Annotated in this window: 7 protein-coding genes; 4 read left to right on the top strand and 3 right to left on the bottom strand. The window is 71.1% G+C overall.

The features are described 5' to 3' along the window. Window positions 1-427: 427 nt before the first annotated feature. The gene (locus tag IEZ31_RS10210; protein ID WP_190249538.1) at window positions 428-1210 is read right to left on the bottom strand and encodes an ABC transporter ATP-binding protein; all 783 of its coding nucleotides are present in this window, start codon (window positions 1208-1210) and stop codon (window positions 428-430) included. A gap of 79 nt (window positions 1211-1289) precedes the next feature. Between IEZ31_RS10210 and IEZ31_RS10205 the strand changes: the two genes are divergently transcribed. Together IEZ31_RS10205 and IEZ31_RS10200 are read left to right on the top strand one after the other, a co-directional pair. Further along, a complete protein-coding gene (locus tag IEZ31_RS10205; protein WP_190249537.1) occupies window positions 1290-2297 on the top strand; it encodes an ABC transporter ATP-binding protein in 1008 nt (335 codons plus the stop codon). Beyond that, window positions 2294-3292, top strand: coding sequence for an ABC transporter permease subunit (locus IEZ31_RS10200; RefSeq protein ID WP_190249536.1), 999 nt, complete (start codon window positions 2294-2296; stop codon window positions 3290-3292). Before IEZ31_RS10205 ends, IEZ31_RS10200 begins: the two co-directional genes overlap by 4 nt. A gap of 60 nt (window positions 3293-3352) precedes the next feature. Here IEZ31_RS10200 and IEZ31_RS10195 read toward each other — a convergent pair whose 3' ends face one another. Beyond that, window positions 3353-4525 carry an ROK family transcriptional regulator gene (locus IEZ31_RS10195; protein ID WP_190249535.1) on the bottom strand — a complete coding sequence of 391 codons (1173 nt, stop codon included), beginning with the start codon at window positions 4523-4525 and terminating at the stop codon, window positions 3353-3355. A 182-nt stretch (window positions 4526-4707) separates the two neighbouring features. On the opposite strand from IEZ31_RS10195, the gene IEZ31_RS10190 reads away from it, so the two are divergent. Next, a complete protein-coding gene (locus IEZ31_RS10190; RefSeq protein ID WP_190249534.1) occupies window positions 4708-6159 on the top strand; it encodes a glycoside hydrolase family 3 protein in 1452 nt (483 codons plus the stop codon). A 231-nt stretch (window positions 6160-6390) separates the two neighbouring features. On the opposite strand, the gene IEZ31_RS10185 is transcribed toward IEZ31_RS10190, so the two are convergent. Next, entirely contained in the window at window positions 6391-8280 is a 1890-nt protein-coding gene (locus tag IEZ31_RS10185) for a penicillin-binding transpeptidase domain-containing protein (RefSeq protein ID WP_190249533.1), read from the bottom strand. A 206-nt stretch (window positions 8281-8486) separates the two neighbouring features. Between IEZ31_RS10185 and IEZ31_RS10180 the strand changes: the two genes are divergently transcribed. After that, window positions 8487-13349: an NAD-glutamate dehydrogenase gene (locus IEZ31_RS10180; RefSeq protein WP_229834659.1), complete on the top strand. Its 4863-nt coding sequence runs from the start codon at window positions 8487-8489 to the stop codon at window positions 13347-13349. The last annotated feature ends 829 nt before the right edge of the window (window positions 13350-14178 follow it).

Genomic DNA, 14178 nt, shown 5'->3' with positions numbered 1-14178 from the left:
GTCCGCCCGCCCACTGCCCGCCACTGCACGCCACGCCACGGCACGCCACGCCACGCCACGGCACGCCACGGCACGCCAGGGCACGGCACGGCACGCCAGGGCACGCCACTGCGGCCCCCGCCGCTGCACGCCACGCCACTGCGGCCCGCCGTTGCGCGCGCCGCCGTTGCGGCCCGCGATCTTGGAGTTGTGGTCCCCGCTTTATCGGCCGATGTCGGATATGTCCGGGACCACAACTTCAAGATCGCGCGCTCGTGGCAGGCGCGCGGTGGCGCGGGCGGGCACGGGCAGGCGCGCGGTGGCGCGGGCGGGCACGGGCAGGCGCGCGGTGGGCACGGGCGGGCGACGGGCGGCCGTGCCGGCGCGGGGATGACCCCTCGGCGCGGCGCAGAGCGGGCCGAGGGGGTGGCCGCGAGGCTCGCGGGGGTTACGCGGCCTGGGCGTGGAAGCGGCCGTCGATCGTCGACAGGCGGAGCGGCAGGCCGAACGCCTTCGACAGGTTGTCGGCCGTCACCGTGTCACGCAGCAGGCCCGCCGCCACCACGCCGCCGTCGCGCATGAGCAGCGCGTGCGTGAAGCCGGGCGGGATCTCCTCCACGTGGTGCGTGACCAGCACGATCGCCGGGGAGTCCGGGTCGGCCGCCAGGTCGGACAGGCGGCGGACCAGGTCCTCCCGCGCCCCCAGGTCGAGGCCCGCGGTCGGCTCGTCGAGCAGCAGCAGCTCCGGGTCGGTCATCAGCGAGCGGGCGATCTGCACGCGCTTGCGTTCGCCCTCCGACAGTGTGCCGTACAGCCGGTCGGCCAACCCCGCCACGCCGAACTGGTCCAGCAGGGCCTCGGCACGGGCGATGTCGACCTTGTCGTAACGCTCCGTGAATCGGCCGATCACGGCCCACGATGCGGTGAGGACCACGTCGCGGACGGTCTCGTCCGGGGGTAGCGCCAGGCCCGCCGACGAGAAGCCCAGACGGGTCTTGAGCTCGTTGATGTTGGTGCGGCCGAGCTTCTCGCCCAGCACCTTGACCGTGCCGCGGGACGGGTAGAGGCGGGCGCCGGCCAGGTTGAGCAGCGTGGTCTTGCCGGCGCCGTTGGGGCCCAGGACCACCCAGCGCTCGTCCAGCTCCACCTGCCAGCTCACCGACCGGATCAGGTCGGTGCGGTTGCGGGTGACCGTCGCTTGCTCCACCGCGATGACAAGGTCATCTGACACGTGCCAATCCAACCACGCGACAGGCGTAGATGGATGGCGGGGCACCACAAGCGACAAAGAACACGTACAGTGCGCGCTGATGACTGCCGCACTGGAAATCTCCGGTCTCGTGAAGACCTACCAGAGCCTGTTCGGCAAGCCGCGGGTGGCGCTCGACAAACTCGACATGGTGGTCGAGCGGGGAGAGATCCACGGCTTCCTCGGTCCGAACGGCTCCGGCAAGAGCACCGCGCTCAAGACGCTGCTCGGGCTCTTGCGGCCCGACGCCGGGCACATGAGCATCCTGGGCGAGACCGTTCCGCGGGCGTTGCCGAGGGTGGCGCCGCGGGTCGGCGCGATCGTGGAGGCGCCGGCGTTCTTCGGCAACTTCTCGGGGTACAAGACGCTCTCGATCCTGGCGAAGGCCGGCGGCGTGCCGAAGGACCGGATCGGCATCGTGCTCGACCAGGTCGGGCTGGCCAGCCGGGCCGAGGACGAGATCAAGTCGTATTCGTTGGGCATGCGCCAGCGGCTGGCCGTCGCCTCGGCCCTGCTCAAGGACCCCGAGCTGCTGATCCTCGACGAGCCGAACAACGGGCTCGACCCGGCCGGCATCCGCGAGATGCGCGACCTGCTGCGCGAGCAGGCCGAGCGGGGCATGACGATCGTGATCTCCAGCCACATCCTGGCCGAGATCCAGCAGATCTGCGACTCGGTCACGATCATCTCCCGCGGGCGCCGGGTCGGCGCCGGGCCGGTCGCGCAGGTGCTCGCGGCCAACGACCAGGGGACGTATCGCGTTCGCGTCGACAACCACCGCGAGGCCGCGCACATCCTCAGCGAGGCCGGCGCGCAGGTCACGCTGGCGGCGGACCACATCATCGTGCACGACCTGGCCGACCCGGCGTGGATCTCCCGCGCGCTGGGCGTCAACGACTTCTGGGTCCGCGAGCTGTCGCCGGTCGCGCAGCTGGAGGACGCGTTCCTGAACCTGACCGGCGGCGGCCCGCGCCGCGGCCAGCTGCGTCCTGTCGACAACTCCGAGTGGCCGGCCGACCCGCTGCCGGTCCCGCAGGGCGACGTCATCGAACAGGGGCACGCATCATGACCTCACTGCTGTCCGCCGAGTGGACGAGGCTGTTCAGCCGCCGGGTCACGGTCGTGACGCTCGTGCTCATCGGGATGCTGCTCGCGATCCTCACGTTCGGGTTCACGCTGACCCGCAGTACACCCACGGAGAATGAGACCCGGCTGGCGGACGAACGCGCGGCCAGCGCCGCCGAGATCTACGACCGCAACGTCGAGCAGTGCGAAAGGGTGCAGAGCGGCCTCGACAACCCGCAGCCCGGCCAGACGTTCCCGCGCGGCTGCGACTACGGTCCGCGGCCGACCCGCGACTCGATGCTCGACTACGGCTTCTCGTTCCATCGTCAGTGGCCCGAGTTGTACTACACCGCCGCGATCGTCCTGGCCGTGGCCGGATTCGTGCTCGGCGCGTCGTTCGTGGGCGTGGAGTGGAGCTCGGGCGGCATGGTCAACCTGCTGCTGTGGGCGCCCCGCCGCGCCTCGGTGCTCGGGGCGAAGCTGGTCGCGGTCTGCACCGGGGTGACGCTGATCTCCGTCGTGTACCTCACCGTCTGGACCCTGGCGTTCCTGGCGGTCGCCGCCGGCAACGGGTCGGTGAGTTCCCTGAGCGGCGGCGACGTGCTGTCGATGCTGCTCACGGGCATGCGGGTGGTCCTGCTGGCGGTGGCCGGCACGTCGCTCGGGTTCGCCATCGCGTCCATCGGCCGGCACACGTCGGCGGCACTCGGCGTGGGCATCGCCTACCTGGTCGTCTACGAGCTGGGCGCGCTCGTCCTGTTCGGCCTGATCGGGACGGACTACTCGGAGAAGTACCGGCTGTCGAGCTACGTCTCCGCCTGGCTGACCAAAAGCTACACGTTCGAGGCCGACGTGGCGGCGTGCGCCGGCCGCGGCTGTGTGCCGGCGGCCGGCTTCTCGGGCAGCTGGCAGCAGGGCGGCGTGATCATCGCGGCCGTGGTGGCCGTGGTGCTGGCCGGCGCCTTCGCGGCGATGCACCGCCGCGACGCGCCACGCTGAGGCCTGTTCATGGCTGAGGCCCGCCGCAGCCCGGCCTCAGTCAGGAACGGGCATCAGCCCTCAGGCGGTGCTCCCGAACACCTCTTCGCGGACGGCGTCGAGCCCGGTCAGGATGGCGCCGTTCAGCACCGGCTCGGAGGCGACCTCGGTGGCGACGACGCGCGGGGAGACCACCGCGATCGCGGCCACCTCGTGCTGCACGCGTTGCGCCAGGTCGGCTCCGCCGGCCTGACCGACGTCACCCGCCAGTACCACCAACTCCGGATCCAGCACGAGCCCCACCGACGCGACGCCCAGCGAGATCCGCCGGGCCAGCTCGTCGAGGAACGGGCTGCCGGCCGTGCCTGCCGCGATGGCCGCCCGGACCGACTCGGCCGCGCCGGCCGCCTTGAAGCCGTGCTCCTTCGCGATCGCCTTGACGGCCGCCGCGTCGGCCAGGGCACGGAAGCCGCTCTTCTGCTTGCGCGAGGCGTCGCGGCTGACCGTGGTGCCGGTCACGGGCAGGTACCCGATCTCGCCCGCGGCGCCGACGCTGCCCCGGTGGAGCCGCCCGCCGAGGACCACCGCGGTGCCGACGCCCCGGTCGAGCCAGACGAGCACGAAGTCCTGCGCGCCGACGGCGGCGCCGCTGTGCTGCTCGGCGATCGCGGCCAGGTTGACGTCGTTCTCGAACATGACCGGGCGGCCGAGGTCCTCCCGCAGTGCGGTCAGCAGGCCGCGGTGCCAGCGCGGGAGGTCCCAGGCGAAGGTGATCTCGCCGCTCTTGGGGTCGACCAGGCCCGGGGTGCCCAGGACGATCCGGCGGATCCGCTCGATCGGCGCGCCGCCGGCCGAGGCGGCCTCGACGACCGCCGCGTGCACGACCTTGACCGGGTCGTCGCCCTCGCCGATCGAGACGTCGGTCCGGCCGACGATCTTGCCGGTGATGTCCGCCACGCCGGCGACCACGTGCTGGGGGCCGGCCTCGACGCCGACGACGTAGGCCGTCGCGGGCACCACCGCGTACATCTGGGCGTTGGGTCCCCGGCCGCCGGCCTGCTCGCCGACCCGCGCCACCAGCCCGCGCTCTTCCAGGCGCTCCACCAGCTGCGATGCGGTGACCTTGGAGAGGCCGGTCAGCTCGCCGAGCTGGGCGCGGGTCAGCGGGCCGCGGCTCAGCAGCAGCTCGAGGGCGGCACGGTCGTTGAGGGCGCGCAGTAACCGGGGCGTGCCGGGCAGTCGGGCGGAACTCATCGTGACGTAGACCCCTAGTATTTAGGAAACTTTCCTATTAGCGTGCCACAAGCAACCTATTGGGAAAGCGTACGTTCGGCCAACCGGTCGGCCTACGCACAACCGGTCAAGAAGCTCTTACGATCGTGGATAGCGCATCGGACGAGTGTGCAGCATTCGTCCACGCTGAGGGGGGACATCTCGTGTCGACCGATCCCGGACTCCGCAGGCTGGCCCTGGGCACGCTGCTGAGCGCCTTCCGGGGGGAGCAGGCCCCGTCGTGGGCCGTGGATCTCCTCGCGGAGGGGCTGGCCGGGCACGTCCTGTTCGGGTTCAACATCGTCGAGCGCGCGCAGCTCGCCGCGCTGAGCGCGAGCCTGCACGCCGCCCGCGAGGGCGTGCTCATCGGCATCGACGAGGAGGGCGGCGACGTCACGCGCCTGGCCCATCGCCTGGGCAGCCCCTATCCGGGCAACGCGGCGCTCGGCGCGCTGGGCGACCCGGCGATCACCCGGCGGGTGTACCGCACGATCGGCGCCGAGCTGGACGAGCTCGGCCTGAACCTCAACCTGGCGCCCACCGTCGACGTGAACACGGCCGACGACAACCCGATCATCGGCACGCGCAGCTTCGGCGCCGATCCGCAGGCCGTGGCCGCCCACGCCGCCGCGGCGGTGCTCGGGCTGCAGAGCGCCCGCGTGGCCGCCTGCGCGAAGCACTTCCCCGGCCACGGGGCCACGCTCGCGGATTCCCACCTGGAGCTTCCCACCGTCGACATCTCTGCCGCTGTGATGCGTGAGCGGGAGCTCCCGCCGTTCGTCGCCGCGATCGAGGCGGGCACCAAATCGATCATGACGGCGCACATCCGCGTCCCGGCGCTGACCGGCGACGCCCCCGCCACCTTCAGCCGCGCCGTCCTCGTCGACCTGCTGCGCGACGAGCTCGGCTTCGACGGCGTCGTCGTCACCGACGCGCTGGAGATGCTCGGCGCCGCCCGCTACGCGGGCAGCATCCCCGCCGGCGCCGTCCTCGCCCTGGCGGCGGGCGCCGACCTGCTCTGCATCGGCGCCGACGTCGACGAGGCCCTGACCCTGGCCTGCGCCGACGAGATCGTGTCCGCGGTCCGCGACGGCCGCCTGCCCGCGGCCCGCCTGGAGGAGGCCGCCGCCCGCGTACGGTCCCTGGCCGCCTGGACCCGCTCCGGCGACCGCACGGACCGCGAGGAGCCCGGCCTGGGCTACCCGGCGGCGCTGAGCGCGATCCGCATCGAGGGCTCCGTCGACCGCGCCGCGGCGCCGCTGATCGTCCAGCTGGAGTCGGAGTCGTCGATCGCCGCCGGCCGCGTGCCGTGGGGCCTCGGCCCGCACATCAACGGCACCGAGCAGGTCCGGGTGGTCGCCGACCGCGCTGACGCCGCCGAGCTCCGGTCGCGGGCCGGCGCCCGCCCGATCGTGGTCGTGGGCCGCAACGTGCACCGCCTGGCGGGCGCCCGCTCCCTGGTCGAGTCCCTGACCGAGACGCACGCGGTGACGGTGGTCGAGATGGGCTGGCCGTCGTCGTGGCGCCCGTCGGGGGCACGGGCCTTCATCACGACGTGGGGCGCGAGTCACGCCAACGGCCGCGCGGCCGCCGAGACGCTGGGCCTGGCCGCCTGATTTGTCGGCTTTCGCCGCTGCTCGAAGTTGACCGTGGAGGTTCTGCGCAGCCAGGGCCGCGTGAAACTTCCACGGTCAACCCGCAACCACGCTCCCGCCGGCGCCGTCGCCGGCCCGGGGCCGTGCTCACCGGCTGATCGCCCCTGCCCTCGTTCGGGGCTCGCTCATGACCAAGGGAAACTTCTGGCCCGGAGGCGACCAGAAGTTCCCTTGATCTTGGAGCCGGAGGCGTCAGCCGATCGTCTGGAAGAACTTGCCCGCGATCGGGACCGCCGCCGCGGTGCTCGCGCCGCCGTTCTCGACGAACACGCAGAAGGCGATGTCGCCGCGGTACCCCATGAACCAGGAGTGGGTGTGCGCCGGGTCGTTGTCGTACTCCGCCGTCCCGGTCTTGCCCCGCAGGTCGCCCGGCAGGTTCTTCAGCTGGTCGGCCGTTCCCGCCGTCACCACCTCCCGCATCATCTGCCGCAGCGCGTCCAGCGACGCCGGGTTGAGCTGCGGGCCGTCCGCGGCCGGGTTCTTCGGGGCCGGGTCCAGCACGAGCTGCGGCTGCTTCCACTGGCCGCGGGCCACGGCGGCCGCCGCCCCGGCCAGGATCACCGGGGACGCCAGCGTCGTGCCCTGACCGAACGCGGCCGCGGCCTGTTCCGACTTCGAGCCGTTCGCCGAGACCTTGCCGGTGAAGACGTCGACGCCGAGGTCCCAGGGGATGCCGATGCCCACGGACTGGGCCGTCTTGGCCAGGCCGTCGGGCCCGAGCTGCGGCGCCAGCGACGCGAAGGCCGTGTTGCACGACTTCGCGAAGTCGGTGTGCAGCGGGACGTTGCCGAGCTCCATGTCATGGGAGTTCTTGAAGGTACGGCCATCGACCGTGAGCGTCTTCGGGCACGCCACGATCGAGTCGCCCGTGAGCCCCTTGTCCAGCGCGCCGAGCGCCGTGATCGTCTTGAACGTCGAGCCGGGCGGGGTCTGGCCGACCAGCGCGAAGTTGTTGCCGGCCGCCCCCGGGCCGTTGGCCACGGCGACGATCGAGTTGTCGCTGATCCGGATCGCGACCAGGGCGGAGCGGCGGGTGTCGAGCGCCAGGGCCGCCTCGGCGGCGTTCTGCATGTTGACGTCGAGCGTCAGCTTGATCTTGGCGCCCTCGGCCGGGTCCGCCGAGAAGAGCTTCACGTCGGGGGTACCGGTGGGCTTGGGGATGACCACCGAGACGCCGGGCCTGCCCTGGAGGATCTCGTCGTACTTCTGCTGCAGCCCGGACAGGCCGACCACGTCACCGACCTTGTACTTGCCCGGGTTCTTGTCCATGATCTCCTTCGTCACCTGGCCGGAGGTGCCGAGGAGCGCCCGCGCGAACTGCGCCGACGGGGCGAGCGACTGGGTCGAGTTGCGGGTGACCACGCCCGGCGTCGAGTTCAGCTTGTTGGCGATCGGGTCGAAGATCTCCTTGCGGAGGGTGATGATCTCGACGAACGCGTCCGGCTTGGCCGACTTCACCCGGTTGGGCAGGGTCGACAGGTCGACGGAGACCTTGGCCGCGGTGAACGCGTCGCCGAGGTTCTTGACGACCAGGTTGATGTCGGTGACCTGCCGCGGCTCGACGCCGATGGTGACCACCGGCTTGCTGCTGACGATCGGCTGGCCGGCGGCGTCGAGGATGCTGCCCCGCGTGCCGGAGGCCTTCTTGACGGCCAGCTTGTCGGTGCTCTCCAGGTCGGGATGGATGGTCTTCGCGCTGAAGATCACCGTCCACTGCTTGTCGACGCGCTTGGCCTTGACCGTCGTGTCGTACTCCCAGGTCGAGCCGGAGACCGGCCACTGGACCGTCACGATGGCGGTGCACTCGTCGTCCTTGACGGCGGGAGCGCCCTTCAGCGACAGCTTGGGCTGCTGAGCTGCGAGATCGCCCTCCACGGTGGTCAGGAGCTGCTGCGCCGCGTCGCCACTGAGCGCTTTGCCATCCTGACCCAAGAACTTCAGCCCGGCGATGTTGCCCTGTTCCCAGGCACCGAGAAAAGTCTTCAACGAGTCGTCCGGCGGCTTGCTCGAACACGCGGGCAGCGTGGCGAGCAACGCCAGGGAGGCGAGCAGCGCGGTGACGCGGCGGGGTGAAACGGCCATGGGGGCGATTCTGCGCCATGAAAGCCCGGATCCGCACGCCCCAAGATCGAACAAGTAGGACAATTGTCACACGGGTCCGCCGGTCGATCGGGTAACCGACGTTGATGCACCACGTGGCGAACGGAATTGTCAGGGGTACGTCTTAGGCTGTCCGAGGACAACCCACAGCGTCGTGGGTGAGGGGAGAACAACCGATGAACCGGCCTATGGCCACCCCGGCGAGCGTCAGGAAGACGAAGCCGACGACCGAGCCCACGGTCGAGGACGACGAGTTAGGACAGCACGTGCTCAACGCAGAGCATCTGGTCGCGGAGGCGGTGGTGCTAGCCACGGCCCAGGACGCGCAGCCCCGGCTGGTCGCGCACTACTGGCGCCTCGTCCCCGACGAGGAGCTGGCCAGCTGCAACGTGGCGAAGATGGTCGCCGCCACCGCGTCGCACCTGGAGCTGGCCCAGCAGCGCGTGCCCGGCGAGCTGAAGCTGCGGCTCGGCATGAGCGTCACCGGCGGCACGTCGGTGGAGATCGTCACCGACGACATGCCGTTCCTGGTCGACTCCGTCACGAGCGCCCTGTCGTCGCGCGACATCGACATCAACCTGCTCGTGCACCCGCTCGTCGTCGTCCGGCGGGCCCCGCTGGGCGCGCTGGAGGAGGTCCGCGTCGGCCTGGAGCCGGAGGACGCGGAGCCCGGCGACATCGTCGAGAGCTGGATCCGCATCGAGGTCGACCGGATCCGCGACGAGGAGGACCTGGAGACGCTCCGCTCCGACCTGGCGCGGGTGCTCAACGACGTGCGGGAGGCGGTCGAGGACTGGCCGAAGATGCGCACGCAGGCGCTGGCCCTCGCCGACGATCTGGGCAGCGCCCAGCTGCCGGTGCCGGACAAGGACATCACCGACTCCGTCGAGCTGCTGCGCTGGCTGGTGGACGACCACTTCACGTTCCTGGGGTTCCGGGAGTATCGGCTGGTCGAGTCCGACTCGGGTGAGCTGCTCCTGCAGGCGGTGCTCGGCACCGGCCTCGGCATCCTGCGGGCCGACCAGACGACGCCGCGGGTGCTGTCCTCGATGACCGCCGAGGCGTATGCGAAGGCGCTGGAGAAGCGCCTGCTGATCATCACCAAGGCCAACTCGCGGGCCACCGTGCACCGGGCGGCCTATCTGGACTACATCGGGTTCAAGACGTTCGACGCCGACGGCAACGTGGTCGGCGAGAAGCGGTTCCTCGGGCTGTTCTCCTCCGCGGCCTACCGCACCAGCGTGCGCGACCTGCCCGTGGTCAAGCGCAAGGTCGCCGAGGTGGTCGAGCGGTCCGGCCTGTCGCCGCGCTCCCACTCCGGCAAGGACCTCATGGACACGCTGGAGACCTACCCGCGCGACGAGCTGTTCCAGATCACGACCGACCAGCTCTACCAGGCGGTGATGAGCGTCCTGCGCCTGGCCGGCCGCCGCCAGCTGCGGCTCTTCGTGCGCCGCGACGCCTACGGCCGGTTCATCTCCTGCCTGGTCTACCTGCCCCGCGACCGGTTCACCACCGCCAACCGGCTGCGGATCCAGCAGATCCTGCTCGCCGAGCTCAACGGCATCGGCGTCGACTACACCACCCGGGTCAGCGAGTCGAAGTTCGCCCGCGTGCACTTCATCGTGCGCACCGAGCCCGGCAACCCGCCGGGTGACATCAACGTCGACCGGCTCACCGAGCGCCTCTCCGAGGCCACCCGACTGTGGGACGACGACTTCCACATGGTGCTGGAGCGCAAGCTCGACGACGAGCACCAGGCCAAGCAGCTCCATCAGCGCTATGTGCAGGCGCTCCAAGAGACCTACAAGGACGAGCACACGCCGAACGAAGCGGTGAAGGACGTCGCCAAGCTGGAGCTGCTCGACGAGCCGGGCCAGCTGGTCATGCACGTCTACCGGCGCCGCCAGGCCGAGTCCGACATCCGGTTCAAGGTGTTCCGATACGGCGAGCCGATGATCCTCTCCGCCGTCCTGCCGGTGCTGCACTCGCTCGGCGTGCGGGTCACCGACGAGCGGCCCTACGAGATCGTCCGCTCCGACGGCACGATCTACCTCTACGACTTCGGCCTGCAGCTGCCGCACGACGCTCGGGCGATCACCGAAGTGCGGCCCCACCTGGAGAACGCGTTCTCGGCGACGTGGCACGGTGAGGCGGAGGTCGACGGGTTCAACGCGCTGGTGCTCAAGGCCGGCCTCACCTGGCGCGAGGTCGTCGTCCTGCGGGCTTACGCGAAGTACCTGCGCCAGGCGGGCACGGTGTTCTCCCAGGACTACATGGAGACGACGCTCCTGGCCTATCCCTCGATCGCCGCGAAGCTCGTGGACCTGTTCACGGCGCGCTTCGATCCGCGGTTGCAGTTGTCCGAGACGGCGCGGTCGGAGTGGTCGAAGGAGATGGTCGCGGCGGTCAACGCCGAACTCGACGCGGTGACCAGCCTCGACCAGGACCGGATCCTGCGCTCGTTCCTGCACCTCATCCAGGCGACGCTGCGCACCTCGTTCTACCAGCGGGGTGAGGGCGGCCGCCCGAAGTCCTACACGGCGTTCAAGCTCGACCCGCAGTCCATCCCCGACCTGCCGGCGCCCCGGCCGCGGTTCGAGATCTTCGTGTATTCGCCGCGGTTCGAGGGCGTGCACCTGCGGTTCGGCTCGGTCGCCCGCGGCGGCCTGCGCTGGTCCGACCGGCGCGAGGACTTCCGCACCGAGATCCTGGGCCTGGTCAAGGCACAGATGGTGAAGAACGCGGTGATCGTGCCGACCGGCGCGAAGGGCGGCTTCGTCCTGAAGCAGAATCCGGGCGACCGGGACGAGGCCTTGGCCTGCTACCGGCTGTTCATCTCGGCGCTGCTGGACGTGACCGACAACCTCGACGGCGGCAAGGTCGTCACACCGCCCGACGTCGTGCGCCACGACCCCGACGACCCCTATCTCGTGGTCGCCGCGGACAAGGGCACCGCGACCTTCTCCGACACCGCCAACGAGATCTCGTTGCAGTTCGGCTACTGGCTCGGCGACGCGTTCGCCTCCGGCGGCTCGGCCGGCTACGACCACAAGAAGATGGGCATCACCGCCAAGGGCGCGTGGGAGTCGGTCAAGCGGCACTTCCGCGAGATGGACGTCGACACCCAGACCAACGAGTTCACCGTGGTCGGCGTCGGCGACATGTCCGGTGACGTCTTCGGCAACGGCATGCTGCTCTCGCGGCACATCCGGCTGGTCGCCGCGTTCGACCACCGGCATATCTTCATCGACCCGAGCCCCGACGCGGCCGTCTCGTATGCCGAGCGGGAGCGCCTGTTCGCGCTGCCCCGCTCGTCGTGGGACGACTACGACAAGTCGCTGATCTCGGCGGGCGGCGGCGTCTACCCCCGCACGGCCAAGTCGATCCCGATCACCGACCAGGCCCGCGAGGCGCTCGGCATCGCCGGCTCGATCAACGCGCTCACGCCCAACGAGCTGATGCACGCGATCCTGTCGGCCCCGGTCGACCTGTTCTGGAACGGCGGCATCGGCACATACGTCAAGGCGACGAGCGAGTCGCACGCCGAGGTCGGCGACAAGGCCAACGACTACATCCGGGTCAACGGCCGCGAGCTGCGGGCCAAGGTCGTGGGCGAGGGCGGCAACCTGGGCCTGACCCAGCGCGGCCGGATCGAGTATGCGCTGGGTGGCGGCCGCATCGCCACCGACTTCATCGACAACTCGGCCGGCGTCGACTGCTCCGACCACGAGGTCAACATCAAGATCCTGCTCGACCGCGCGGTCGCGGCCGGCGAGCTGGACCCCGGCGAGCGCAACCCGCTGCTCGCCGAGATGACCGACGAGGTCGGCGAGCTGGTGCTCAAGGACAACTACGACCAGGCGACCGCGCTCGGCAACGCCCGCGCGCAGTCCCGGTCGCTGCTGCCGGTCCACAAGCGGCTCATCGCCGACCTGGAGCACCGCGGCCAGCTCGACCGGACGCTCGAGGGCCTGCCCACCGACGAGGAGATCGACATGCGGGCCGAGGCGGGCGTCGGGCTGACGTCGCCCGAGTTCGCGGTGCTGCTCTCGTATGTCAAGATCGTGCTCGAGCACGAGATCCTCGACTCCGGCCTGCCGGACGAGGACTGGACGAACGAGGTGCTCGTCGCCTACTTCCCCACCCCACTGCGCGAGCGGTTCGTGGAGGCGATGGCCGAGCACCCGCTGCGGCGCGAGATCGTCACCACGGCGGTGGTCAACGAGGCCGTCAACCGCGGCGGCACGTCGTTCTTCCACCGCGCGTCGGAGGAGACCGGCGCCGGCGCCGCGGACGTCCTGCGGGCATCCGTGGTGATCCGGGAGGTGTATGGGCTGGGCGAGCTCCGCCGCGCCGCGGAGTCCCTCGACAACCAGGTCCGCACCGAGGCGCAGACCGCGGTGTATCTGGAGTCCCGCCGCCTGCTCGACCGCGCCGTCCGCTGGCTGCTGTCCAACCGGCGGCTCCCGATCGACGTGCCGGGCGAGATCGCCCGCCTGCGCCCCGGCGTCTCCCGCCTGCTGCCGCAGCTCGACACGCTGTTCCGCGGCCGCGAGCGCGAAGCTCTGCACGCCAACACGGTCAAGCTGCAGGAGCTGGGCCTGTCGCCGGAGCTGGCCGACGCGACGACCCGGATCATGTATGGGTTCGGCCTCCTCGACATCGTCGAGGTCGCGGCCCAGACCGGGCGGGACGTCAACGAGGTGGCGACGGTCTACTACGTCCTCTCGGAGCGCTTCCGGGTCGACGATCTGCTGTCCCGCATCTCCGACCTGCCGCGGGAGGACCGCTGGCAGACGCTGGCCCGCATGGCGCTGCGCTACGACCTGTATGCGGCACTGGCCGCCCTGACCGGCGAGGTCCTCAACGCGACCTCTCCGGACGGCGACGCCGAGTCCCGCGTCCACGAGTGGGAGCAGAGCAACGCCACGTCGATCGCCCGCACCCGCAACTCGATCGGCGAGTTCGGCGAGTCGCCCGGCGACCTGGCCGCGCTGTCCGTGCTCCTGCGCCAGATCCGCACGCTGGTCCGCGCCAGCGCCGCCTGACGGTCGGTGAACGACGCGCCGCCCCCGAGCCGTCCCGGCCCGGGGGCGGTGTGGCTTTCGGGTGGATCAGCCGGCGGGCTTGGTCTGCTCGTCGTCGATCGGGGTGCGGGCGGCCGGCACGACGTCGGACAACGGCGACTCCGGCGTGTCGTCGTCGCTCGGCTCGCGGGACGCGGGCTGGGCCGGGACGAATGGGGACAGCAGCGGACCGGTGCGGCGCTTCCCGCGGCCCCGGGCGTTCTCCTGGGGGCCGTCGGGGGTGCCGTCGGCGGCATCCGTCCTGGCCGCGCCGCCACGCAGGCCGGCCGGGATGGCCAGGTCCAGGCCCTGGAGAGCGCTCGTGCGGGCCTCGGTGCCGTACACGCGGCCACGGGTCCGGGCCACCACACTCAGCTCTTCCGGCTCGGGACGAGGCTCTTCCGGCTCGGGACGAGGCTCTTCCGGCTCGGGACGAGGCTCTTCCGGCTGGGGACGAAGCGCTTCCGGCTCGGGACGAGCTTCGGGCTCGAGACGATCCGGCTCAAAACGAGCTTCCGGCTCGGGATCAGCCTCGGCTTCGGGCTCGTCCTGGATGTCGAGCTCGTCCTGGATGTCGGGCTCAGACTGGATGTCGGGCTCAGACTGGACATCGGGCTCGGGCGGAATGTCCGGCTCGTCCCGATCCGGCGACGGGTCGGGCCCGTCGTCGATGATGGCCGCAACCTCCACCGCCTCGTCCACGGAGGAGTGCCCGACGGCCGCGAAGGCGCTGTCCGGGACGCGCGGCGGGGTCACCGTCGGCGGGGCCGGGACGCGCAGGGGTGGGGCGGAGACCGGTGGGGCCGAGACC

This window comes from Dactylosporangium sucinum, assembly GCF_014647515.1.
In the GTDB taxonomy this organism is placed as follows: Bacteria; Actinomycetota; Actinomycetes; order Mycobacteriales; family Micromonosporaceae; genus Dactylosporangium; species Dactylosporangium sucinum.
Note: the sequence above shows the minus strand (reverse complement) of the source record. Positions and strands in the feature narration are given on the sequence as shown.

Excerpts from the sequence above, each read along its gene's own strand:
- IEZ31_RS10205 (WP_190249537.1), top strand. The coding sequence starts at position 1,290 with ATGACTGCCGCACTGGAAATCTCCGGTCTCGTGAAGACCTACCAGAGC.
- IEZ31_RS10200 (WP_190249536.1), top strand. The coding sequence starts at position 2,294 with ATGACCTCACTGCTGTCCGCCGAGTGGACGAGGCTGTTCAGCCGCCGG.
- IEZ31_RS10195 (WP_190249535.1), bottom strand. The coding sequence starts at position 4,525 with ATGAGTTCCGCCCGACTGCCCGGCACGCCCCGGTTACTGCGCGCCCTC.
- IEZ31_RS10185 (WP_190249533.1), bottom strand. The coding sequence starts at position 8,280 with ATGGCCGTTTCACCCCGCCGCGTCACCGCGCTGCTCGCCTCCCTGGCG.
- IEZ31_RS10180 (WP_229834659.1), top strand. The coding sequence starts at position 8,487 with ATGGCCACCCCGGCGAGCGTCAGGAAGACGAAGCCGACGACCGAGCCC.